Genomic DNA, 23,490 nt, shown 5'->3' with positions numbered 1-23,490 from the left:
TCTGAGCTTCACAAATTAAAAAAATACCCGCAGACTAAAATATATAGCTAAATACGCTTATTACTGAAGTGTAACTGCGTTTTTGGCTGATTTAATATCCTTTGCGTCCACTACTTCAATATTTATACTTGAACCAGGTTTTATCTCTGAAGGGACTGCTTCGAATAACCAACCATCATTTGAAATTCTGACCGCTTTGGTTACTCCACCAGCTATTGTAACGGTGTAACGGTAAGGTGCAGTGCCGCCGGAGGAAAAAACAATTGCCTGACGATTGATAAACTGAACTTCGGACATGGTGATTTTAGATGGAACAGTTGAATCTAAAGACCCAAAATAAAAACCAAGGATGGTTCCAAGTATGCCGACTAAGGTAGCTAAGATATCTTTGGCACTTGAGAATTTTACTTTTAATTCCTCAATATCTGAATTTGTTATTAACACCCAAACAGCCAAAATTATTGCGATAGATACGGTTACAAAAGCAACCAAAAAAGTAATAAATCCGCGTGTAATAGCTGTATTTTGTAGCAGAAAAAGAAAGTCGGGGCGAAGAACAGCAAACAAAATACCTACTACAACAAGAGTCACGACTACAAGTAAAATTCTGATTACCCACTTAGATTCGGTTGTATCATCACTATTCTCTTTAATGTTTGTTGGATTGGTCGCGTTTTGTTCAGTGGTCATTGTAACTTCCTTTGTTAGATTTCGTTCCAAAAATCAAGTTAGACCACCATTTATACATTTTCAAATCTGAAAATAAAATAAATTATAATAATTTTAAAGTTAATCAAATTATTATCACCACATTATCAATGATTGACTAATGAAAATAAAATACATCAGTTCGGTTGTGATAAGTTATGGATTTGTGAGAGTTTGTTTTATACATCTGACAACAGTAACTTACTGCCATTGTCAGATGTTTGTTCTCATTCTCCGTTATAAAAACATCCCACCCGAAGCTTCAATCCGCTGGGCATTGATCCAACCAGCCTGATCACTGAGCAATAACGCCAAAGCGCCGCCGATATCATCGGGCTGACCAACGCGGCCTAATGCGGTTTGACTGGCGATAAACTGGTTAATGCCAGCGTTGTCGCGCACTGCGCCACCGCCAAAGTCGGTTTCGATGGCACCAGGGGCCAGCACATTGACACGAATGCCGCGCTCGCCGAGCTCCTTCGCCCAGTATTTGGTCATGGTTTCCACCGCGCCTTTCATCGTGGCGTAAGCGCCGTAGCCCGGAATGGCGAAGCGGGTCAGGCCGGTGGAAACATTAACAATACGGCCGCCATCAACCAGTAAAGGCAGTAACTGCTGCGTCAGGAAAAACGGCCCTTTGACGTGAATATTCATCAGTAAATCAAACTGTTCGATGCTCGTCTCCAGCATTGGCACATGAATGCCAATACCGGCGTTATTCACCAGAAAATCAAACTGACTGCGCTGCCAATGTTGCTGTAACTGTTGCTGTACCGCAGCTGCAAAGTCGCCGAACTGCTGGCTTTGCCCGACGTCCAATGGCAGCGCCACCGCTTTGCGGCCGAGTTGTGCCACTTCAGCCACCACAGCCTGGGCATCGGCGGCGTTATGTTGGTATGTCAAAATAAGGTCGACGCCCTGGTTGGCCAGCTGCAGCGCCATATTTTTACCAAGGCCACGGCTAGCACCGGTGATTAAGGCGATTTTTGGCGCTGTGCTGTGCGTTGCAGGTTGAGCTGTTGCAGATTGGGTTGTTGCTAATGTTGAAGTGTGCGACATGATGTTCTCCTGGGATTGTTTGGCTGCTGTATTTCGAACTGGCGCCAGTGTATTGCCAAGCAGAAGTTGGATAAACGCCGGGAGAGTGGATAGACTGTTTGCTAATAGCTGACAATGAGGTTGTCAGAGCCCGTGGCAGCAACCGGTAGATAGCTAGAACAGCCTTGTAGCCAGAACAAACAGGATAAATTCAGATGCAGGATCGAATTCAGGCGATGCAGGTGTTTGTACGGGTGGCCGAACTGCATAGTTTCACCGCCGCCAGTGTAGAACTCGATTTATCAAAGACCTATGTGTCGACTTTGGTACAGCAACTGGAAAATCATCTGGGCAGCCGCTTGCTGCAACGCACCACCCGCAAGGTACAACTGACGCAGGATGGCCAGTTGTTTTATCAGCGCTGCAAAGACTTATTGGCGGAATTTGATGAAGTGGAAACTTTGTTTCAGCAGCAAAACGCTGAAGTGTCCGGCCGCTTGCGGATTGATTTACCCACAGTGATGGCGCGGGCGTTGTTGTTCCCTAAGTTGCCGGAATTTATGGCGTTATACCCAAAACTCGAATTTGAAATCAGCTGTACCGACCGCAAAATGGACCTGATTGCTGAAGGTGTTGACTGCGTGGTGCGGGTGGGGGCAGTGGAGGATTTGGGTCTGGTGGCGCGAGCGTTGCCATCAATGCCGCTGCTGAATCTGGCCAGTCCGTCGTACCTGGAAAAATTCGGCATCCCAACACATCCAGACGAACTTGCAAGTTCAGCCGGACGCCATCAATTAGTGCACTACGCGCCGCATTTTGGCAACCGCGACAGCTGTTTTGAATATCTGGAAGCTGGCCAGTTTATATCGGGAAATAAACTGCAGCGGGTCAAAATGCACGCTGCAATCACAGTGAATAATACCGACGCTTACTCTACCGCTTGTCTGGCCGGGCTTGGCATTGTCCAGGCGCCGCTGGGTGGTGTGCGGCATTTATTGGAAAGCGGCCAACTGCAACAAATTCTGCCCGATTACCTCGCGCCCGCGATGCCGGTCGCGCTGTTATACCCGCATCGACGCCATGTTCCCGCCAGATTGCGGCTGTTTATGCAGTGGTTTGAGCAGGAGTTGCAGGTTTATCTGACCCAGGCTGAGCCGCCGCTGACAACTAACAAAGGAGCTGGATAGATGTGGGTTTTTTATTGGCGGACTCTGTTGTCGATGGTGATATCGGTGATGTTGATCACTTTGTTGCATCAAGTCAGCGGTGTTTTGGATCTGATGAGCAATACCAACTATCAACCCTTGATGTGTTGGAGTCTGATCGCAGCATTGCTCTTGATCATCAGCTTGCTGCAAAAAAACGGACTGGTTTATCTGGTTTGGGGCTGGAAATTGGCCCTGAAGCCATCGCTTTGGCAACAATGGAATCGCGCGTTAATTTGCTTTTTTATTGGGTTAGCTGTGGTTTCCTGGCTGGTTTATGTCACGGTCAGCACTCCACACTGGTCTTTTTATAAACTTTATCTGCAACCGACAGCGATGGTTTTATGGCCCACAGTCTGTGGCAGATTTTTGCGGTATCGGTCACATTGCGGATCTGGCTTCACCGGTGCTGCCTGATAGACGGGTGAATGCTGTTTTTTATGAAACAAAATAAAGAACTTAATCCAGTACATATAAGTTTCAATGGTGCGTTTGGCATAACGCTGAAACACCATACGCTCGCGAACAAAATCTAAAAATGGAGTGGCCATAACACACTCGCAAAAAACTGTAGTTATACACAGTGGTTTAACTGAGTTTTTTTGCCACCGTCTCGCGGGCTTTGCGCCGTTGTTGAGCTGGGCTGATTTGGTTTACTTGGGTAGAAGTGGTTGATTTTATGTGGGTTAAAGGTTAACTTCTTTTGAGTAAAATTCATGAAAGAATGCAGCAGAACTGGCGTCTTGCGGGTTCTTTGCATTTTAATAAGTTGTTAGCATTTCAGGATGGTAGGTGTTCGTTTGAGAGTTCGTGAAGCAAAACCTGAAGATGCTTTAAGATTGTCTGAACTGTATAACCAATTGGTTATTAACCCTGCGGTAAATGTAGAGCCAGAACAAATACAGGCACTTTATGAAGATGCGCGTTCAAAGTTATTTGTCTGCGATTACCAAGGTAATGTTGTTGGTAGCGCATTAGTAGCACTGTGCTCTGATGTTATGTTTCGTAAACAGCCGTTTGCTGTAGTAGAAAACGTTATTGTTGATGTTGCTGCTCGCGGGTTGGGTGTTGGCACTGCTTTATTTCAGGCAATAGAGGTTTTTTGTGTTAATACAAACTGCTCTAAGATCATGCTTCTTAGCTCTTCGCAGCGTTTAGATTCGCACGCATTTTTTGAAAAGCAGGGTTTTAAAGGGGCGGTCAAGCGTGGCTTTGTTAAGTATCGTTCTGCATTTAGCAGTGCAGTGTAAAATGCTAACAAGTGCCTTAAACAACGCGGCCTGTGGCCGCTGGACTCGCAACAAGTTGCTCGCCGTTTAGGCGGGCGTTAGCGTGTAATATATGGATATTAATGTGAATATGAAGAAAAAAGTTTATACCCCTCAGCAAGCTGCTTCAGCAGCATTTTTTGGTGGTCCAATAGCAAGTACGATGCTCATCAAAAAAAATTTTGATGCAATGGCAAATTTTGAGTTATCAAGGAAAACCTGCATCTTTGGGGTCGTATTTGTTGTATGTCTATTATCTCTGCTCCCATTTCTCCCTGAAAAATTTCCGAATTATGTAATACCTATGTTGACGGCTATTTTCACAAAGTTGATTGTGGAAAATTTTCAGTTTAAAAAAGAAGAAATTTTAATGTCCGAAGATTTTGAATTTCACTCCAATTGGCGAGTTTTTGGTGAATCAATTCTGTTCATGTTATTGTTTTTTATAGTTTTATTTCTATCGTTTACATTATTTTCTTTATTGGGCGTAGTAAAATAAATTTTATTGCACGGTCTGCTAACAAGGCGCGCCACAGGGACGCCAAACCGCAAGCGGTTCGCCGCCCGTGCGCTTGGTGTTATGTCTAAACATCATGAGAATTCAACTTGATTTCAATTGAGCGATATTTAACAGTTTTGTTTAAATGCACCATCGTAAGCTGTGCAGTCACGCTTTTTGGATCATTATTGTTTAAAGCAAATCACCATGTGTTTGGTTTAGCTTTGCTAATAGGCGCTGTGGTTGGGTTTTATGGAAGTTTAAGCTATTGCACATATATCGCTTTTAAAAGCGGCAGTATATTGCAGAGATATATTTTTAGCATCTCACTTGCAACTGCTGTTCTACTAAGTCCTTTGGGTTACTTGGTGCAAGTGTTGAGTCTGGCGCTGTTTGTTTTTTGCTCTCTACTATTTTTCGTAATAATAAAATTTATTTATACAGCAATTTCAAATGTACTATTTAGATCCGACTGATTTGTATTGCACAAAAAACATAACAAGTTGCTGTTGGTCACCCCTGCGGGGCTGGGACGTCCAACGCGTTGCGTTGTCCGTCCCAAAGCAAATAGTTAGGTACTGGTTTGAACTATGAGTGTTTTTTCTAAAATATACGAATTTTTACTTTTTCTTTTGCTTTTAGGTTCTGGTCTTTTCTTAGCGGTGCATGCAATTTACGTATTTAGTTGTTACTCGGAGTCATCAGATTGGGATAAGGTTTCTTCTGAGGTTGTGGACGTTAATTTTGTTAAAGTTGAAGATAGTCAAGGTAAAAAAGATTCCTATGAGCGAAAATTGTCATACAAGTATGTGTACAAGGGGCAGGAGTATATATCGAAACGAGAATATTTTGGGCTAGTTCAAACATTTTCAAAACCCAATGATGATTACATTCCATCTCAGAATATTATTGTTTATGTAGACCCAAGTGAACCTAGTAAATCAGTTGTTCATAGATTCAATTTATTCAATTTCTTGGGGCAGTCATTAGTAATGTTTATATCATTTGGCATAGCTTATTTATTTAGGCCAAATTGGATTTCTTGATTATCAAGTCTTTTGGTTTTTTAAAATAAATCTAGAAAAAAAATTCGAGTTTTATTTAGGACTGTCAGTAATGAACCCTAACAAACGGCTGCTGTCGGACAGCCAAAATTGTCGCTCCTTTTGCTTGTGCAAAAGCAGCGCCATTTTTGCCTGCCGCAGAGCCGGAAGTTATGTACTAGTTAAAGCCAGAGGACACGGATCATGTCAGGTAAAAGCTTAAATACTCTGATACCCGCCTACAAGGAGGCTTTCGCGAGTGGTGAGATTCAAAAAACCTATCAAAGTCTGGTCGGTATTGTTCAAAACCTTAGAACTGAATTCTCAAAAAAATATAAAGGTGAGTTCTCAGTTGCAAATGTACTGCATGGCTACATAGATTTCACTTACTTTTATCTGCAAAATGATTATTTAAAAAAGAATAAGCTAAAGCTAGCAATTGTGTTTAACCATCAGCAGGTACATTTCGAACTTTGGCTTCTTGGACAAACGAAGGATGTGCAAATTCGTTATTGGGAAAAACTAAAAGGTGTGAAGTGGGTAAATCCGGAAACAATGCCGGAGTATTCAATTTTCGAAGTTACGCTGCTTGCGAATCCAGGCTTTGACAATGATAAAAGGCTTTCTGAATCTATACACAATGCATTCGGACCGTTATCACAGGAAATTTTTAACATGCTGGAGGCATACGAGTAGTGGCACATAACAATACGCAGCACTCGCTCCCGTTGGTCGCAGGGACGTCAACCCGCTGCGCGGCTCGCCACCCGTGTGCTTTACGTTATGTTTGAGAGGAAGCATTGTTCAGCAAACAATTTTTCCAAGCGTTAATTTGGATTGAAATGACACCTTTTGTTTTATGCCTGTTTATAGGCTTTATTCAGTTATTTCAATACGATCTTTGGGTCTCGTTTAAAGTCTGGTTGTTTACTTTTATTGTGTTGCAGCCTTTTTTCCTTATACCAAAGTGGCGCTTACTAAAATCTTTAGCAAAAGGTAATCGTTTGTAAGCTATGCCGTAAAACATAACAAGCCGCGTCATTTGCAGCCTTAGGCAAGTTGCTCGCTTGTGTGGCGAGCGTTATATTGCCGCTACGATGCACTTTGCATAACGATCCCGGTATTTGCAGTTTAATCCACCGGCCTTGTCAGTAATTGGTGATGTACCCGAAGTTTATCCAGTAGTTGTTTTAATTGCTGCTGTTCGTTGCTGGTTAATACCCCAAAGAAATAATCGTCATTGTCATCAGCCAGTTGCGCCAGCTGCGGTACTAACTTTCTGGCGCTGTCGGTTAGGCTGATCCATTGGCAGCGGCGGTCGGCGTCAGAACCCGTGCGTTCGACCAGGCCTTTTTGCAACAGCCGCTCGATGAGTTTGGACACGGCGCCACGGGTCAGGCCGGTTAAGTCGGCGATAGCGCTGGGGGATGTCTGGTTGTCCTGACCAAACATTTCCCGCAGGATCACCCATTCGGCGACTGTAACCTCGGTGGCGGCCAGCTTTCGGGCAAAACTGTGCGACACCGCATTGGATACGCTGCGCAGGTGGTAGCCCAAATGGTCTTCTAAGTTGCTGATATGACTTGTCGCTGCTTTGGTCATTGCTTCATTCTCTTCGGCGTCCTTGGTTAGCTATCAATCCGGAAAAAACTCAACATGTTGCTCACCACGACGGCCAAAATACACTACATGGCGACCGGCAATCCACACGCTGTAACCAATACAACCGGCTGCTAATACCAGTTCTTTAAATTCCGGGTACAACACCTTGCCTTGCTGCGCACTGACAATGGCCTGCTTTACCGCATCTTTACTAAATTGCTGCGCCACCGCTGTGCCGGAAGGTGCGAAACTCAGGGCATAACATTGATCGGCTTTAGTGTAATAAGTAGTGGTGCCGCTTCGAAAATCGACCGCGTAGGATTCAACGTCTGCTTCCATCAGCATGCCAATCACCTGACCAAAATGGATTTGTCCGGCGTTCGATTTGCTAAAAGCTTGGTTGATCAGTTGGGTTTGCGTTGGGTTCATCTGTTGCCTCTGTTACGTTAAGCATTGTCGTTACATGTCGAGGTGTGGCTTTGGGCCTCAGCACCGGCGTTTTTCAAGCTAGTGGTCACCGATATAGTTTCCTAAGGAACTAATCTTAATTTAAGTTTCCTAGGAAACTATGTCAAGGCAGGTAGCTGACGTTGGGTGGTTTTATTGATCGGTATTGTGGTCACACTCAGCCTTTTGGTTACAAAGATCAGGTTGCAGCAGCGGCCGGTCTGTTTTACAACCTGCTGGCAGCACTGGTTTTTATTGGCCTGTCTGCGTTAGTTGGCGAGCTGATGAATAGCGCAAGCGCGACCAACAGAGCACCGCAGCGTTCGTTATCAATTCCTTAAAGTACTGATGTCTTAAAGTGCTGATGTCTTAAAGTACCAATGCCCTGAATGTGCTTCAGGGCATTGGTTTTTCAGGCAACCAGCGTTTCAGAACGCTCTGCGCTGATCATCGGTATATCCGTTATTTTGCAGTTGCTTCCGCCGCTTCAATAATCAGCCCGGCTACTTGTTTTGGGTTGGACGTCATCACCACATGTGAGGCATCTTCGACTTCGACAATCCGTTTAGCACCGGCACGTTTGGCCATAAACTTCATTGCCGCGGCCGGAATGTTTTTATCAGCGGTACCGTAAATCGCCCAGGATGGAATGGTTTTCCAGGCCGGGATACCTGAGGCTTCATGCAAGGCCGCTTCGGTCACCGGGCGCTGCGTCGCAGCCATTAATGCGGCTTCGGCGGCAGGTACGTCGGCTGCAAACTGGGCGCCGAATTTATCCTGCTGAATGTATAAATCTTTGTTGCCGTCCTTTAATACCACCGGAGCTGCCAGCGCCGGGCCTAAAGTGCCGCCTGGGTATCTGCCTGATAATTCTGCAATATTTTCACCTTGTGCCGGAGCAAAAGCAGCCACGTACACCAGGGCTTTAATTTTGCTGGCATCCGCTGTGACATTGCTAATTACCGAGCCGCCATAAGAGTGACCCACTAACAGCACCGGGCCTTGGGTTTGCGCCACAATGTCGGCCAGATAGGCGGCATCAGTTTTTACACTGCGCAATGGATTGGCAACCGCCACTACCGGATAACCTTGTTGCTGCAGCTCGGCCACCACGCCATTCCAGCTGGACGATTCAGCAAAAGCGCCGTGGACCAGCAGTACTGTTGGTTTGTCGGCAGCAAAAGCGGCAGCGCCAAACAGCAGGCTGATTGAAGCGATAGCGCTGGTGAATACAGTTGATTTGAAGTTTTTCATGGCATGTTCCTTTTGGTGTTATTCGCTGATTAAGTTGGCCACAGTGGCCTGGTTGTTGTTGGTCTGCTGTACCCAGGGTTGCCGTTGCTTGCATCTGGTGGTTGGCAGCTGTGGTTATAGTAAGGCGATGAGCTTTCTTTTTGGGTTCAAATAATCTAACTTATGCAACAGATCGTCTAATTTGAGGTTTTTATGGATCGCCTTTCTACTTTGTTAGCGCAGTTTGGGATGCACGCCACCACGATTTTTGGTGGTGAGTTGCAGGCTGAGCTTGGTTTTGATGTCAAAGATCGCAGCGCCAAATTGCATTTGCTGCGCGCGGGGGATGCGTTGCTGCAGTTGGGTCAGCAGCAACCGATCCGCATCAGCGAGCCGAGTCTGGTGTTTTTGCCACGGCCTTGCAGCCATAACCTGCAGGCAGCGCCTGTGCCGAGCATGGAAAGTCAGCAGCAGGTGGAGCTGGTATCGGCAGCACTTTGTTTTGATGGCGGGCTGGATAATCCGCTGACCATGGCGTTGCCAGCTTATGTGCTGATGCCGTTGGCGGACATTCCGATGCTGAGCGGCAATCTCGACTGGTTGTTTGGGGAAGCTTTTGCCCAGCATTGTGGCAAAAACGCGGTGTTAAACCGGTTGTTTGAGCTGGTGGTGATCCAATTGCTGCGGCATATGATGGCGAGCAGCAGTGTGGCGTCGGGCATGATGGCCGGTCTTGCTGATTTGCGGTTAGCCAAAGCAGTGACGCTGATGCACGACCAACCGGCCAAAGCCTGGTCGGTAGCGGAACTAGCCAGTGCCGCCAGTATGTCCAGAGCCAGTTTTGCTGCCAAGTTTCACAAAGTGGTGGGTATTACGCCGGCCGATTATCTGGCGAGCTGGCGGGTCAGTTTGGCGCAAAAACTATTGCGGGAGGGCCGTCCCATTGCGCTAATTGCTGATGACGTCGGTTATGAAAGCCCGTCGGCGCTGGCTCGCACCTTTCGGCGAAAAACCGGCAGCAGCCCCAGAGAGTGGTTGCAGCTGCAGCAGTAAGCAGCCTGAATTGTCAATCGAACTTTGTGTTACAAATTTCAGTTTTAACCGTGTTGTGTTTGATGGTAAAAACTTCATTATTCAAAAACGCGCAACAGACTTCCAGCAAAGGAAAATGCACCATTGTTAGAGTTTAACCAGGTCTGCCACCATTACGACAACGCAGTGATCTTTCGCAAGTTGTCCTTTGCTATCGAAGCGCCGCGGGTGCTGATCACTGGCGCCAATGGCAGCGGTAAAACCACTTTATTGTTACTGGCGGCGGGTTTAATCAAACCACTGGCCGGGCAGGTCAGCTTCAAACAACAAGATGTATTACAGCCTCAGGCAAAACGGTTGATTGGCATCAGTGCCAACAAAGTTGAATTGCCGGTGTTTATGACGGTGCAGGAATTACTGCAGTTTCAGTCACTGCAATTTGCGGGCGATCACGACGAAACCGCAGTTGACTGGACAGCTGAATTTGGTCTGACACCCTTTATGCGCACCAAAGTGGGTGACCTATCGCTTGGCAACTATAAAAAACTGAGTTTGATCATGGCGTTGCAACATCAACCAGAGCTGTTGTTATTGGATGAACCCAGCAATGGCCTGGACGAGCAGTCCCGGGCAGTGCTTACCCGCGTTTTAACCCATTATCCGGGTCAGGTGATAGTCGCCAGCCACGAGCCATTGTCTGCCGGTGATTTACCGATGCTACATCTGCCGCTGGCGGATCTGATAGCCAATAGCGAAGCCGCTGCTTTTGAGTCAACAAAGGACGGAGCCAGCAAAACAGCATGAATTATTGGTTGTGGCGGGTCCGGATTTACCATGAGGAGCTGTGGCAGTGGCTACAAAGCCTGCAACAAATTGGTTTTGGGCTAGTGGTGTTATTTCCAATGGCGCTGCCGGCTTTGGTATTCCTGCCGCTGTTATCGTTAGGCGTTGCTGCCAATCCGGCAACCACGGCATTGGTGTACCTCAATACCTTGTGGGGTTATTTGCTGTTGTTGTATAGCTGGATGACGTTGCAACGTGAAGGGATCAGCGGTAATCGTTATCAGCTGTATCTGCATTCCTTACCAACCCGACCGTTATTAAAAGCTGCCAGTAACGCGGGATTGGTGCTTTATGGCGCCAACTTTTTTATCCTGGGGCCTTTGGTGTTGCTCAGTGTGGTGTTGTTGCAGCAAAGCGCTCGGCTGACCGCTGCCGGATCGTCGCAGCTGTGGCTGGAACTGGTGCCGCTGGCCGGGATGCTGCTGCTCGCTATCTGCTATAGCCGGTTGGCGCTACGCCGGAAAACTCCCTGGCTCAGTCTGTTGCTGTTTCCGTTTGTTGCTTTTAGCTGGGCAGCAGAATTTTCCAAGCCGCAGTGGTTATTGCTGTGGGGCGCGGTGCTACTTCTCGAGCATTGGTTACCGGCGTTTTCGCTAAAATTAGGCCGCTGGCCGCAAGGCCTGTACCGTTTGTTATTAAGATCCGATATGGATTCACCTTCGGCAGAATGCCTGCGGCTGGTGGCGCTGTTGTTACTCATCGCCTTGACGCGGGTCTGTGTTGCGGCAGTCAATGCCGAATTCGCACCTTATCTATTGAATCTCATCAGTTTTTTAACTGCGTTATTGCTTGCCAGCAGCTTGTTTGGCACCCAGGCGCTGCGCGCACAATATCAGCTTTATCTGGCGACTTTACCGCAAAGAGCAGCCACACAAGGGACGCAGGCTTTGATGTATGTTGTGGCAAAGACCACGCTTGGCGTCATGCTGATGCTAATGTCAGGAATTTTTGGCCTGACGCAATGGGGGTTGTGGTTGTTGTTTTATGTGGTGACACTAACCGGAATTTGGCTAAAACCGCAGCTGTTTTTGGTGTTTCCATTGGCGCTGATGGTAGGCTTGGTGGTGGTGAGGGCGGTTATAGCATAAGTTGTTTTATGGCACGCAACTTCTGGTTATATGCAGTTGAAATCGGCATAAAAGTAGATAAGTTAAGTCGTCATTTTGTTTTAAAGATGACAAACAGCCTCACGTTGCGTCATTCCGGCGCCTCACGACAGCACAGGTCATTAAGACAACCTGCTGTCGCTTGATTCATTCGTTGTCGGTGCTCGTGGCAACGTAATATAAAAAGTACTACCCACTCCTTCCACGCTATCAAAACCAATAGTGCCGTGCATCCGGTCCATCAGTTCTTTGCAGATGCTGAGGCCAAGGCCGGTGCCGCCGCGTTGGCGCGAATCTGAGCCGTCGGCCTGGGCGAATTTCTGGAAAATCCGCGAGCGGAATTCGGCCGGAATGCCGGGGCCCTGATCACGAACTTTGATCAATACCTGATTTGCCTGCAATTCGGCGCTGATGTGTACCGGGCTGCCGGCTTCGGAAAATTTCACCGCGTTGCTGATGAGATTACTCAACACTTGTTGCAACCGCTGGTTATTCACCTCTACCAACACCAGCAGTGGCAAGGCTTGTAAATCAAGGCTGAGCGGTACACCAAAATTGGCCGCGTAACCCTGATTTTGCGCCAGTGCCTGCTGCAGCAGTTCGCGTAGATCACAGCTTGAGAGCATCAGCTCCGAGTCACCGAGCTCAAGTTTTTCAATATCTAAAATATCATTGACCAGCAGCACCAGCCGTTCGGTATTTTTTTGCGCCAGGCTCAGCATATTGCTGGCGGCTTCCGGCACATGCCCCAGCACACCGGCATTGACCAGTTCGAGTGATCCTTTAATTGAGGTCAGCGGGGTGCGCAGTTCATGGCTGACGGTGGCAATAAATTCGCTTTTGAGCCGCTCAACTTTTTTCCGCTCGCTGATGTCATGTAACAGGCAGATAAACCAGGTGTGACCGGGCAGGGCGTAACTACTTAAACTGATTTCCAGCTCCAGCGTCGAATGTGTGGCTGTCAAACCAACCGTCTCGGTCGAGCGACCTTGCCGGCTTTGTAAAAATGAGCTGCCGGATTGCTGAAGTTCGGGTAATAAGCTGCCAATGTGCAGCTTTGGCAGTTGCCTTTCGCTGTATCCAAACAACTGTTGCGCTGCGGCGTTGGCGCGTTCGATTTGGCCTGCAGCATCAAAAATCAGAATAGCTTCGGCGGCGTTATCCAGAATGCCGCTCAATTCCAGCGTACGTTGCCGCACCAGTCGCTGCACATGTTCGGCGCGACCGGTTACTGACAATAAAAAACCGCCCAGCAGGCTGCACAACAACAAGCCGCCGGTGAGCACCGCCCACGGCTGCAGCGTGCTCTGGGTTTGCAAATAATGTTCGGTCGGCAGAATCTCCATCCGGAATAGCCTCCCACCTACGCTAAATTCTTCGAGCCAAATTAACCGTTTGGCATAAGCTGGCAGCGGGCTGGTCATTTTACTGAACAGATTGCCGGGCTCCATTCCGGGCTCCATTTTGGACTGTTCTGGCACGGATTTGTCACTGATATCGGTGAGCAGCAGTTGAAAACTTTGTTCCGGATAGTCGCGAATTGCAGATCCAATTACATCATCCATATGCAAAGCTGCCACCACAAAACCACGCAACGCCTGGCGGCGCTCTGCGACCAACAGCGGTGTTTCGGCGGAGCTGTACACCGGATAAAACAACAACATGGCATTTTTCTGTTGCTGGTTTTGTACCAAATCCAGTGGCGCCGTTAAAGTTGCCGTGCCCTGATCGCCCGCTGTTTGCAGTGCTTGCAATCGCAAAGCCTCGGAGCCGACATCATAGCCAGTGACGTTCAGGTGCAGCGGCATTGGCGCGATATAGGTGACAGGAAAATACTCAGCTCTGATCGCCGCAGGGATCAACTGACCGCGGTGATCCCGTTCGGTGATCCCCATGCTGTCGACGGTTGTTGCCTGTAAACCTGCTTCAAATAGCGCACGTTGATCCTGAGTGACTTTGCTATTCCAGCTCATGGCACGAATACCCGGATGATTATTGAGAATGGAATCAACAAAGATCGCAAATTCGGCGGCGGTCACATCGACCGATGCAGTAAACAGCCGCTCCACCGGCAGTACTAAATTGCTGTATAACGAAATCCGCGATTTGATGCTTTGTGCCATCAGTTTGGCTTGTTCGTGAAAGTGCTGTTGCAGCCGGTATTGCTCGCCGTGGCTGGTCCGAAAAAACAGCACCACCATCACCACACAGCTCAGCAACAACGGCAGCCCGACTGTACTTGCCCGACGCCGCCATATTTCGCGTGGGTAAGCAAAGGCGATAAACATCAGCGGCATTGCAATCAGTACGCCGATACTGTCGCCGATCCACCAATTCCACCAGCTGAACAGTAGTTGCCCAGGGGTAATAATCTGGTGGAAGTGCAACACCGCCGTACCCACGCTGGCACTGAGCAAACAAGTCAGCGGGCCACCAATAAAGAGCAATAACAGGATGTTGCGATCTTCGGTTAGGGGGTTGGGGAAACTCATCTTGCGGCGGATCAGCCAGTTAGCACACCAACACTGCACTGTGGTGCCAAAGGCGATACTACTGGCGATGATCAGTTGTTGCCAGTTAAGCTGTTGCTCGTTGCTAATGGCAATACTCAGGTTAAGTAAGGTTGAACCCAGGAACACGCCAATTAATAGTGGATAACCCCAAATCAGCACTGCCGCCAGCGCCACGCCAACCGGCGGAAAAATCGAGCTGATAAAGCCCGGCGGCACCGACAACAGCATCGCCAGATGGCCGGTCAGCATGTAGGCGATGGCCAACAGCGCAATCTTTGCAATGATGGATAAAGTGCTTTGCGGGGGCATCGGGATTGGCTGATTGGAGTTTGGCATTGGTGACTGCATCCCCGTGCTGTTTTGTGGTAACAGGTTAAAGCACAACAGCTTACTAAACTAAGATAGCGGAAGGGTGGGGTTAAGCCAAGGATTGAGGTTTTGGTCTGACGGGAATTGGTTGATCCGTGATAAGGACGGCAATTGATAAATGACCATAGGGCCCACTGCCGCTGCCGCGGCGAGTGGCGCCCTACGATCTATTTGAAGTTTTATCGAAAGGTCTTAACGATAAAAAGCTTCAACAACACCTTTCACCGTCACTAACAGCGGTTGGCCACGACGGTCCAGCGCTTTGGCTGCTGCGACTTTGACCCAACCTTCGCTGATGCAATATTCTTCCACATCAAAACGTTCTTTGCCGTTCAGGCGGATGCCTATGTCGTGTTCGAAAATTGCCGCATTGTAATGTGGGCTGCGCGGTTGTACGGCAAGACGGTCTGGTAAAGCCGGGCGTGCGCTGGTGTCGATTTGAGTGTCGTTCTGGATATCGGTCATGAGACTTGGTTCTGTGGTGAATAAAAGATGCGCCATTGTAGGCAAAACCGACTTTTCGCTCAAGAGCAGCGATTAGAATGGCGAATGGCTGAACTCAATGCGCCTGTCCGATGCGCAACTTGCCCGCGACGCTACTGTGCCAGCTGTTGCCGTGCTTTGCGATATTGGCTCGGTGTCAGTTGGGTTTCTTTTTTAAAGGCGGTATAAAACGAAGATTTGGCGTTAAAACCCACGTTCATTGCGATATCGAGCACCGTTTCGTCGGTGTTGAGGAGCTGTATTTTGGCGGCTTCCACCCGGTAACTGTTCACATAATCGAAAAAGTTGACGCCGATGGTCTCATTCAGCGTTTGCGAGATATAGCTGGGCGAGGTGGCAATATGCTTCGCCAGTTTAGGTAATGACAAAGCGGCATCTAAAAACAGCTGGTCTTGCGTCATCGCTATATGCAGTTTATTGACGATGTTGCCGGACAACTGTTCATTTAACGCTGATCGCTGATATTTAGCTTCGGTCAGCGTCTGCAGGGTTTCCTGCAGCTTTTCCTGCATTACGGCATCAGCTTTATACAGCTCAGCAAAACCTGGTTTTTGCCGCAAGCCCCAACTGGCAACGGTCCAAATCAGCACCAACACCACCAGGCTTTGCAGCGTCGGATCGGTCGGCAGATCTGTTGGCACCGAGACAACCAGATTGTCGTAAAGCAACGATGCTGCAACAAACAACCAAATCCCGACCACCGCCAGCAACAACCACAGGATCCAGCGTAGTTCGTGTGTCTCGGTACTGGCGAACACCTGTTTCAGCTGGTCGCGATAACGATGCAAGCGCCGAAACACCGCCAGCACATAACAGCCCGCCTGCACACACCAGCCGATCACCAACCCAAAGGTCAGGATCGCTAAGCCGTAGACAAAGTTACGGATGACTGCAGAGGTGGATCCCAGGATTTTTTCGCTGCCTTCCACCAACAAGCCATGACGAATTTCCGCAGGCAGCAGCAAAGCACAAATGACAATCACCAGCGCAACGCCGCTTAAGGCAAAATGTTTGAAATGGTTTTTCTGAAATTGCCAGGGGGAGCTGCTGGTGAGCCCCTGGACATAAAGCCAAAAGCAGGGGGGAAGCAAGTATAAAGCGGGTAATGACAGCAGCAAAAACAACTGTCGTAAATCAGGCGCCAGCTGTTTTAACCATGGGTCGCCAATCAACACCGCAATCGCCAGCAGACAGCCAAGCAATGGCCAATAGAAGGACTGATGTTTGGCCCGTTGCAGCAATAAATGGCCACTAAAGGCGATGATGGCGAGGGCAGCTGCGTTTAAAAAAAGCGCCAGCGCATTTTCTGTCACTATGGTCGTCACTCCATTGAAAATAGTGAAAATTCAATTGATTAGGCGAAAAATTGCTAGTCCATCCCGTTCGGATAGCACCTGAAAAAGTACGAGCCTTTGCATTCGGACGACAAATTCCGGCCTTGAATGCAGTATCGGTTGCATCTTAACCAAAAATAACCCGGAGACCAACCAATGACCCAGCAGATTAAAAATATCCCTTTAAAACTCAGCGCTGATCCGGCGGCTGAAATTGACTATAACTGGCCGGTCGTCAGCACTTTATGGCTGCTGCTGGCCATTCCCGGCATCCCGGCCATATTGATTGTGTCGTTGCTGATTACATCGCTGCTATTTGGGCCGGTCGAGTCGACGTTGTTGATGTCGATGCTTAATCCAAGCTATTTTTCGACGCCTTGGGCGGTGCTCGTGCATGGCAGCAGCGGCGCGGTGTTTTTTCTGACCATGCCCTGGCAGTTCTCGCCGGCCATTCGGCACAAACATCCAAGCTGGCACAGAGTCAGCGGCCGGCTGGTATTGCTGAGCGGCTGCACCATGGCAGTGTCGGGGGTTTGGATGCATCTGGTGTTATCGCCAGACGAACTTGGCATGCGATTTATCGGTCTGCTGTCGCTCTGCAGCGCGACGATCCTGGCTTTTTCGATGGCGTTTTATGCGGTACTGAACCGGCAATTCGACCGGCACCGCCGTTGGATGTGCCGCGCGGTCGCCGTCACTCTCGCAGCATTGACGCCACTTTTTATCGAAGTCGTTGCCGATCTGACCCTCGGCCAGGTTGCTGCGATCAAACCATTGCTGGCGCCATTTTTTTACGATTACGGCCGCTGGTTGGGGATTGGTTTGAATTTGCTGCTTGCCGAGTGCTTGCTCAGGAACAAAGTGATAGTGCAGCCAACAGGCGCTGTAATTCACTCTGGCTCGGAGACGGTATGATCTCAGTTCTACGGCAGCCGGCGTTTTCAAGCCCGGCTGCATGCACTGGTCAGGTAATTAAAACAGTCTCATTTTACAACCTGCATCTCATATCGCAGGTGCGGTGAGCGGATAAAAAGGCTCAATAAATTTAGCTTTATAAACACCATCTTGCTGGTACATCAGCTGCGATCCGCCCCAGATAGTGCCCGGGAACTTCATCAGCTGATCGATTTGCACATTAATGTGGGCAAAAGTAATCAGTTTCATCGCATCCTTTGTACTCAACCATCTGATTTCTTCAATCATTTCAGGTGCTTTTAACTCGCCGCTTTTAATTTTTGTGGTGTACACCAGCCGCGTTGAGAGCTCCTTATTTTGTTCAGTTTTGAGGGTAAACACCCCTCTTAAGGTTGGGGTGGTGATTTCTAGGCCATAGCTAGCCGCGAGTTCATCCAGCCCAGCTTGAATCGTCAGATTGTGGTCTTGATACCAACCCGGCGTTACCCAGCGGTCTGAATTTTTGACTTTGACAACCAGCAGTTCATTGTTGTCGTTGAACACCAGCAAACGATGAAAGGTGGATGGTTTTGCCAATTCTTCGGCAAAAATTGACTGTGAAATCAACATAATAAGCAGTAGTAGTTTTTTCAAAATAATCTCCATCTATTTTTACTATCGAACACACAAACTCAGTTGCGCCTGCCAGCTGTCGCAATTTTTGCTGAGTTAGTGATGAGCGCAGGCTGGCCAGAATTTCAGTTGTTTGCCGTTTCAGCCTGCAGTTGTTTGATAATCGCCTCTGCCACTAACGCCGACGATTTATAGTTTTGGCCAGTGATGATCCGGCCATCGACTTCAATATAGGCTTCACTTTGTTTACCCACGTGAAAGCTGCCATTGCGACTCTCGATCGTTTGTTTGATTAAAAACGGGAACTGTTTGAAATAGTCGGCGGATTTGTTTTCAAAATCTTCCGGGTAGCCGCTGATCCGTTTGCCATCGACCAGATATTTGCCATCTTTGGTTTTCAGATGCACGATACCTGCGGTGCCATGGCAAACGGCTGAAATGATGCCCTGGTGTTGCTCGTAAATCTCCATCACCAGCCGCGAAATTTCAGCATTGTCGGCCACGCCATACATAGCGTTACTGCCACCGACGTAATGCACCGCACGGTAGTCCTTCGCCTGCAGTTGAGTGGCTTGTTTGGTGTGCTTCAATGCGAACATCAAATCGCTGTCGTACAAATACATTTTATGCAGTGGATCAGAGGTATTAATGTAGGAAAGTGGCACCGCGCCGCCTTTTGGGCTCACGAACTCAACGGTGTAACCAGCTTTTTTAAACGTCTGATAAGCATGCACAATTTCCGGAAAACTGACACCGGCCGGTAGGGTCGAGTTGCCATGGAAATGCGCACTGGACAGGATAAACAACACCCGGACGCCGTTCTGAATGGAGGCTTCTTTGGTCGCCGCTTTGGTGATGATTTGCCATTGGTTCGCGACGTACTTTAACAAAAAGACGTCAATAAACCGGGTCTGACGGCTGGGGATCAGGATCTCAACCTTGGCGGTGGCGAGGTTGCCGCTGACATCAATCTGCAGAATTTCACCGATCCGGCCATTATATTTGCCGTGATCAGCAAGCTTGAACATGTTGAGGTAATCGGTGACCGGGACTTTGTTAAACGCCTGGCCTTCCTTATCCAATAACAAATCTGCGGCCGGGTGAAATGCCTTGGTAATTTGTGGTCTGTTGTTGTACGACGTGCCTTCGATGTAGTTATGTAGCACCTGTTCAATGGCCGCGACCTGTTGCTGTTGTTGAGGCTGTTGCTGGCTGCTGGCGTCGGCTGCGATGCCGGGTTGCTGCATCAACATCATCACGATAACTGCCAGCAAGGGTTTGAATAAATAACGCATTATTGCTCCTGAGTTAAATGGGAAAAACCAGGGGCAAACTTACGAGTGACGCGCCAGACCTGCCAGCGCAAAAGATGATTCCGGATGACGGATTTATAATTTCGGAGTTTAAAGTTCCGGAATTGAACGGTCTTGAATTGAGGGTTTTGGAATTAAGGGTTTGGAATTGAGAGTTCCGGTACTTTTTACGCCGAAGCTGGGGCGGCATCCGCTAAGCGCAAAGCCTTATATTTCGCCGGTGTCAGCTGGGTGTGTTTTTTAAAGGCAGCGTAAAAAGTCGACAGCGAATTAAAACCAGCACTTTCCGCCAAATCATCCATCTTCATCGAAGCTTCGCCCAGCAACAAGGTTTTGGCATGCTCAATCCGGTAACCATTCACAAAATCGTTAAAGGACAAATCAAGATTGTCATTCAGTAATTGCGACAGTTTTGGTGTGGGCCAGCCGAGCATTTTTGCCAACTTTGGCATCACCAGATTGGCATCTAAATACGGCTGTTCTACCGCCATAAACTGTTCCAGTTCTTTGATCAGCGGTGCTGCAGTTTCGGTTGCTATTTTCTTGTTGGCGTAGCGGTCAACAGTTTTGGTTTGATTGTGCTGCATCTGTAGCAGGAGGGCGAGCGCACCAACGGCCATTAAAAAAGTGAAGGTTAACGCACCTGAAATATAGGATGTATAAGTGCCAAAATGATAAGTACACCAAATCAGCCCGCTGCCAGCGACCACCGCCAGAACAATCAGCAGATCAGACTGTTGACGCCAGATACGCAGCTGAAGGCCGACAATTTTCGGCCACAGCAGATAAACCGACAGCAGGGTGTAAGCGAGCCAGCTGTAATTAATGATTTTGTAAAAAGGTCCATTCCAAAGCTGCGGGTTTAAGTGATAGGGATAAAGGCCGCCGACCACGATGACCAGCAACAGCGGAACAACAAGGTGCAGGCGATGCAGCGCAGACCGCTGGAACTTTCCAACAAACTGCAGGCAATAGCAAAACAGCAGCGGCCCAATCATTAAACAGGCGGATAAACCAAGTTGCAGAATTTGTTTGCCGATGTCCGGGTTAAAATTGAATAACACCGATTTCAACACCCGGATGCTCAGCATAAAAATAACACCAGCCAAAAAGCGGTTGCTCCAGGCGCCGGGCGGCCGGAAGAATAAAAACGCCGCCAGCAGCAAGCCATGTAAGCCGCCGATGCCACTGAGTAATAGGATAAGCTGATCTGAAATTGCCATGGTGCTGCTTAACTGTGGAGACGCCGTACTATAACATTATAAAAAACCAGCACGCTAACCCTTCACAGCAACAGTACCAGCAGGCCGCTAAGCAGATACATCAATAAACCAAACGCCAGCACAGTGGGCAGTAGCTGTGCGGCATTAGGCATAATCACCAGCAACGACAGCGCCAAAGTCAGATTGCGGATCAGCGTGGTCAGCACCAAAGTTCGTTTGAACAGCGGTTGCCGCTCCAGCAGTAGTGGTGGCAATACCAACAGCGTCACCAGTGTCGCCGCCGCCCATAATGGCTCGGCGGGGCCACCGAGTATTTCTGCACCATAACGCCAGGCGAGAGCGGCGATTAGCAATAGCACCATGATGCTACCTGTGCGGTCCAGCCTTGGTTGCCACAGATTGCTCACCAGTGGCCACTGTCGCGCCAGCATCGTTCCGATCAGAAAAGGCGTGAGGGTGATCAGCAGCAGATAGCCGCAAAGAGCGGTTAACGACAGCGTGCCGAAGTCGAGTTTTCCAGTGACGGTCAGAACAGCAATCACGCCCAGACTCAGCCCCAGCAAAACGATGAGTAGCGTAGCCGTGAGGGCAGTGGTAAATGTCGCCGAAGCGCCGGACTTTTTCACAAAAGCACCCGCCGAAGTGCCACCAGCTGCAGCAATACACATACTCAGTGCTGTCAGCGTTTCTGCACTAAACCATGCAGTGAAACTCGCTAACAGCATCAGCCCCAGCGCCGGTAACACGAAGTTATAACCGATAGCTGCGCGTGCGATTACCGCAAAATGCAGTTGCCCGGCAGTTGGCCGGTACGCCATGCCAAGCGCCAGCATGATGACGATGGTGTTGACCATCGCCCAGTAGTTCAGCAACACGCTCATTTGTCGTACCCTTTAGTTGCAACATGCCGGTAAAAATTGCCGAAGTCCGAATCGGGAAGCTGAGCCGGTGCGCAGGTAACGCTGCAGCTTTCTCACCACATGCGTCGCATCCGGACCAACCCCACGCAAGGTGGCGGAGGCATTGGATCGTTGCCAGGCAGTGCCGACAAAATACAAACCCGGCACATAAAGCGCAGTGCCGCCGCGTTGCTTAGCAGCGCGGCTGGCGTCTAGTCCGTCTAATCCGTCGAGATAAGCGGGACTGTTGATAAAGCCGGTGGCCAAAATCAGCGTGTCGATAGCTTCAAGCTGATCACGCCACTGCAAGCCGGTGGCGGTAATGCGGTCGAACAGTGGCCGGTAGCTCAACTTAGAATTCGCCTGCCCACTCTCAAAAGTCTGTCCGCTGGCAAAAGCCTGGCGATACTTGCCGTGATCCAGCACCGGCGCGGTCGGTTGGAAGTTAAACCAGTCGCCAAGTGGTAATTTGTCGAGGCCACTGCGGGTCAACCAGAAATGTAAATCGAGGCCAAACGGGCGCTGTGCGATAAAACGCGGCGGCTGGCGCGCAGTTAAAATAACCTGATGGGTTTGCGCCAATTCATCGGCAATTTGCACCGCAGAGTTGCCCGAGCCAACCACTGCAACACGGCGTCCAGACACGTCGGATGGACGGCGATAAGCCGAGGAATGCAACACAGTTCCGGCAAACTCGCTAAACCCGACAAAGGCCGGAATATTGGGTTGATTAAAGGGGCCGCTTGCGGCAATGACACTACGCGCACGGTAGCTCTGGCCGCTGTCGGTACTGACGACAAAGTCTTTGCCATCACGTTGCACCTGCCGCACCCGCGCCTGATACACAATTGGAAAATTAAAATAGCGCGCGTAATTTTCCAGATAGGCAATCACTTCATCGCGCAGCGGATAACGTTCCGGATCCCCCGGAAACGGCAGCTCAGGCAGGCTGCTATAACGCGCCGGAGAAAACAGCGTCAGGCTATCGTAATAATGCGGCCAGGAACCAGCCGCCCGATCGCTCGCTTCCAGGATTTGAAAGCTCAGTCCGGCCTGGGTCAACGCATGGCCAGCGGCTAACCCCGCTTGGCCGGCACCAATGACGATTACATCAAGCATCTTCGTTCTCCTTACTTTTGTTATCCAGTTTCGTTATCCTTAATTTCGGGAAATAACGAAATGAAAGTTAAATTATTCAACAACACTTATGTAAAAACTGCCCCAGCAGATCGAGGGTGATTTTAATCTGCGCCACATTCGGCCGGTATTCCACTTCCTTGCCAAATTTTTCACTGCTTAAAAGCCCGGCTTCTTTTAACTGTTTCAGATGCTCAGAAACAGTCGACATCCCAAGACCAGTGCGCTCAGCCACCACACCAACCGTCATCACATGCGTTTGTGAAAACAGCAGCATAATGCGCTGCCGGTTTTCATTCGACAGTGCTTGCAGGAATTTATTGACGTCAGTAGGAAGAGTCATAAGTACACGCTTCGGAATTTTCCGAAGTATATGGCGGGAAGGACTGTGGAGTCAAGTGTGGTTGCGTCAAGTGGGGGTGTGGAATTTATCCCTCAGTCGGAGTCAGTTCGGATACTGCTTAATTAAAACAACAAGTTGGCCAGTTCGAATGTCAGCGCCTAATCAAGGGACTTATTTATATTGGTATGCCAAGATGCAAAAATTGGGGTATTCGTCCCATTATTAGCCGAAATGTTGGATTAATATCCGGGTTGGTGAGCTGTGTTGGGTAATTCAATTAATTTGTATATAAAAAACATGGCGG

At 48.8% G+C, this 23,490-nt stretch carries 26 protein-coding genes; 11 read left to right on the top strand and 15 right to left on the bottom strand.

The features are described 5' to 3' along the window. Window positions 1-60 precede the first annotated feature (60 nt). Window positions 61-690 carry a hypothetical protein gene (locus A5320_RS05340; RefSeq protein ID WP_068061913.1) on the bottom strand — a complete coding sequence of 210 codons (630 nt, stop codon included), beginning with the start codon at window positions 688-690 and terminating at the stop codon, window positions 61-63. A 255-nt stretch (window positions 691-945) separates the two neighbouring features. Continuing rightward, the gene (locus tag A5320_RS05335) at window positions 946-1,767 is read right to left on the bottom strand and encodes an SDR family NAD(P)-dependent oxidoreductase (RefSeq protein WP_082971546.1); all 822 of its coding nucleotides are present in this window, start codon (window positions 1,765-1,767) and stop codon (window positions 946-948) included. A 194-nt stretch (window positions 1,768-1,961) separates the two neighbouring features. Between A5320_RS05335 and A5320_RS05330 the strand changes: the two genes are divergently transcribed. Together A5320_RS05330 and A5320_RS05325 are read left to right on the top strand one after the other, a co-directional pair. Further along, window positions 1,962-2,933 carry a LysR family transcriptional regulator gene (locus A5320_RS05330; protein ID WP_068061911.1) on the top strand — a complete coding sequence of 324 codons (972 nt, stop codon included), beginning with the start codon at window positions 1,962-1,964 and terminating at the stop codon, window positions 2,931-2,933. A gap of 2 nt (window positions 2,934-2,935) precedes the next feature. Beyond that, window positions 2,936-3,265, top strand: a complete 330-nt coding sequence (locus A5320_RS05325; RefSeq protein ID WP_068061909.1) for a hypothetical protein — start codon at window positions 2,936-2,938, stop codon at window positions 3,263-3,265. Window positions 3,266-3,268: 3 nt separating this feature from the next. On the opposite strand, the gene A5320_RS21885 is transcribed toward A5320_RS05325, so the two are convergent. Next, window positions 3,269-3,502: a phage integrase N-terminal SAM-like domain-containing protein gene (locus A5320_RS21885; protein ID WP_068061903.1), complete on the bottom strand. Its 234-nt coding sequence runs from the start codon at window positions 3,500-3,502 to the stop codon at window positions 3,269-3,271. A gap of 234 nt (window positions 3,503-3,736) precedes the next feature. Here A5320_RS21885 and A5320_RS05315 point away from each other — a divergent pair, with 234 nt between their 5' ends. The 4 genes from A5320_RS05315 to A5320_RS05300 all read left to right on the top strand — a co-directional run bounded on the left by A5320_RS05315 (window position 3,737) and on the right by A5320_RS05300 (window position 6,457). After that, the gene (locus A5320_RS05315) at window positions 3,737-4,201 is read left to right on the top strand and encodes a GNAT family N-acetyltransferase (protein WP_068061897.1); all 465 of its coding nucleotides are present in this window, start codon (window positions 3,737-3,739) and stop codon (window positions 4,199-4,201) included. Between the two features lie 103 nt (window positions 4,202-4,304). Beyond that, window positions 4,305-4,718, top strand: coding sequence for a hypothetical protein (locus A5320_RS05310; RefSeq protein WP_157605647.1), 414 nt, complete (start codon window positions 4,305-4,307; stop codon window positions 4,716-4,718). Window positions 4,719-5,308: 590 nt separating this feature from the next. Continuing rightward, complete coding sequence (locus tag A5320_RS05305; protein WP_068061889.1) at window positions 5,309-5,764, top strand: DUF3592 domain-containing protein; 456 nt, start codon at window positions 5,309-5,311, stop codon at window positions 5,762-5,764. 201 nt (window positions 5,765-5,965) lie between these two features. Beyond that, window positions 5,966-6,457, top strand: a complete 492-nt coding sequence (locus A5320_RS05300; RefSeq protein ID WP_068061885.1) for a DUF7000 family protein — start codon at window positions 5,966-5,968, stop codon at window positions 6,455-6,457. Between the two features lie 435 nt (window positions 6,458-6,892). Here the strand turns inward: A5320_RS05300 and A5320_RS05290 are convergent, their stop codons facing one another. Both A5320_RS05290 and A5320_RS05285 read right to left on the bottom strand, forming a co-directional pair. After that, window positions 6,893-7,363, bottom strand: coding sequence for a MarR family winged helix-turn-helix transcriptional regulator (locus tag A5320_RS05290; RefSeq protein ID WP_068061878.1), 471 nt, complete (start codon window positions 7,361-7,363; stop codon window positions 6,893-6,895). 33 nt (window positions 7,364-7,396) lie between these two features. Then, complete coding sequence (locus A5320_RS05285) at window positions 7,397-7,792, bottom strand: DUF1398 family protein (protein ID WP_068061876.1); 396 nt, start codon at window positions 7,790-7,792, stop codon at window positions 7,397-7,399. Between the two features lie 161 nt (window positions 7,793-7,953). Here A5320_RS05285 and A5320_RS05280 point away from each other — a divergent pair, with 161 nt between their 5' ends. Next, the gene (locus A5320_RS05280) at window positions 7,954-8,151 is read left to right on the top strand and encodes a hypothetical protein (protein ID WP_068061874.1); all 198 of its coding nucleotides are present in this window, start codon (window positions 7,954-7,956) and stop codon (window positions 8,149-8,151) included. A 121-nt stretch (window positions 8,152-8,272) separates the two neighbouring features. Here A5320_RS05280 and A5320_RS05275 read toward each other — a convergent pair whose 3' ends face one another. Further along, window positions 8,273-9,064 carry an alpha/beta fold hydrolase gene (locus A5320_RS05275; RefSeq protein WP_068061871.1) on the bottom strand — a complete coding sequence of 264 codons (792 nt, stop codon included), beginning with the start codon at window positions 9,062-9,064 and terminating at the stop codon, window positions 8,273-8,275. Window positions 9,065-9,256: 192 nt separating this feature from the next. Between A5320_RS05275 and A5320_RS05270 the strand changes: the two genes are divergently transcribed. The 3 genes from A5320_RS05270 to A5320_RS05260 all read left to right on the top strand — a co-directional run bounded on the left by A5320_RS05270 (window position 9,257) and on the right by A5320_RS05260 (window position 12,006). Next, entirely contained in the window at window positions 9,257-10,096 is an 840-nt protein-coding gene (locus tag A5320_RS05270; RefSeq protein ID WP_068061868.1) for an AraC family transcriptional regulator, read from the top strand. Between the two features lie 123 nt (window positions 10,097-10,219). Continuing rightward, window positions 10,220-10,879: an ABC transporter ATP-binding protein gene (locus A5320_RS05265; RefSeq protein WP_068061867.1), complete on the top strand. Its 660-nt coding sequence runs from the start codon at window positions 10,220-10,222 to the stop codon at window positions 10,877-10,879. Then, window positions 10,876-12,006: a DUF6136 family protein gene (locus A5320_RS05260; RefSeq protein ID WP_068061864.1), complete on the top strand. Its 1,131-nt coding sequence runs from the start codon at window positions 10,876-10,878 to the stop codon at window positions 12,004-12,006. The genes A5320_RS05265 and A5320_RS05260 overlap by 4 nt, the downstream gene beginning before the upstream one ends. Window positions 12,007-12,146: 140 nt before the next feature. On the opposite strand, the gene A5320_RS05255 is transcribed toward A5320_RS05260, so the two are convergent. The 3 genes from A5320_RS05255 to A5320_RS05245 all read right to left on the bottom strand — a co-directional run bounded on the left by A5320_RS05255 (window position 12,147) and on the right by A5320_RS05245 (window position 16,723). After that, window positions 12,147-14,873, bottom strand: coding sequence for a CHASE domain-containing protein (locus tag A5320_RS05255; protein WP_068061860.1), 2,727 nt, complete (start codon window positions 14,871-14,873; stop codon window positions 12,147-12,149). 225 nt (window positions 14,874-15,098) lie between these two features. Beyond that, entirely contained in the window at window positions 15,099-15,371 is a 273-nt protein-coding gene (locus tag A5320_RS05250) for a DUF3297 family protein (protein ID WP_068061856.1), read from the bottom strand. Between the two features lie 131 nt (window positions 15,372-15,502). Further along, complete coding sequence (locus A5320_RS05245) at window positions 15,503-16,723, bottom strand: helix-turn-helix domain-containing protein (RefSeq protein WP_068061855.1); 1,221 nt, start codon at window positions 16,721-16,723, stop codon at window positions 15,503-15,505. Window positions 16,724-16,900: 177 nt separating this feature from the next. Between A5320_RS05245 and A5320_RS05240 the strand changes: the two genes are divergently transcribed. Beyond that, the gene (locus A5320_RS05240; RefSeq protein WP_082971544.1) at window positions 16,901-17,659 is read left to right on the top strand and encodes a DUF2306 domain-containing protein; all 759 of its coding nucleotides are present in this window, start codon (window positions 16,901-16,903) and stop codon (window positions 17,657-17,659) included. Window positions 17,660-17,746: 87 nt separating this feature from the next. On the opposite strand, the gene A5320_RS05235 is transcribed toward A5320_RS05240, so the two are convergent. The 6 genes from A5320_RS05235 to A5320_RS05210 all read right to left on the bottom strand — a co-directional run bounded on the left by A5320_RS05235 (window position 17,747) and on the right by A5320_RS05210 (window position 23,186). Beyond that, window positions 17,747-18,304, bottom strand: a complete 558-nt coding sequence (locus A5320_RS05235) for an NUDIX hydrolase (RefSeq protein WP_068061852.1) — start codon at window positions 18,302-18,304, stop codon at window positions 17,747-17,749. A gap of 92 nt (window positions 18,305-18,396) precedes the next feature. Further along, on the bottom strand, window positions 18,397-19,566 hold the full coding sequence (locus A5320_RS05230; RefSeq protein WP_197489986.1) for a nuclear transport factor 2 family protein: 1,170 nt from the start codon (window positions 19,564-19,566) through the stop codon (window positions 18,397-18,399). Between the two features lie 185 nt (window positions 19,567-19,751). Continuing rightward, window positions 19,752-20,807: an AraC family transcriptional regulator gene (locus A5320_RS05225; RefSeq protein ID WP_068061849.1), complete on the bottom strand. Its 1,056-nt coding sequence runs from the start codon at window positions 20,805-20,807 to the stop codon at window positions 19,752-19,754. Between the two features lie 62 nt (window positions 20,808-20,869). Then, window positions 20,870-21,688: a hypothetical protein gene (locus A5320_RS05220; RefSeq protein ID WP_068061841.1), complete on the bottom strand. Its 819-nt coding sequence runs from the start codon at window positions 21,686-21,688 to the stop codon at window positions 20,870-20,872. 12 nt (window positions 21,689-21,700) lie between these two features. After that, entirely contained in the window at window positions 21,701-22,825 is a 1,125-nt protein-coding gene (locus A5320_RS05215) for a flavin-containing monooxygenase (RefSeq protein ID WP_068061837.1), read from the bottom strand. A gap of 76 nt (window positions 22,826-22,901) precedes the next feature. Continuing rightward, window positions 22,902-23,186 carry an ArsR/SmtB family transcription factor gene (locus A5320_RS05210; protein ID WP_068061832.1) on the bottom strand — a complete coding sequence of 95 codons (285 nt, stop codon included), beginning with the start codon at window positions 23,184-23,186 and terminating at the stop codon, window positions 22,902-22,904. Window positions 23,187-23,490 lie beyond the last annotated feature (304 nt).

Source organism: Rheinheimera sp. SA_1, from assembly GCF_001669775.1.
GTDB lineage: Bacteria > Pseudomonadota > Gammaproteobacteria > Enterobacterales > Alteromonadaceae > Pararheinheimera.
The sequence above is the reverse complement of the archived record's forward strand: the minus strand, read 5'-3'. Positions and strand labels throughout refer to the sequence as shown.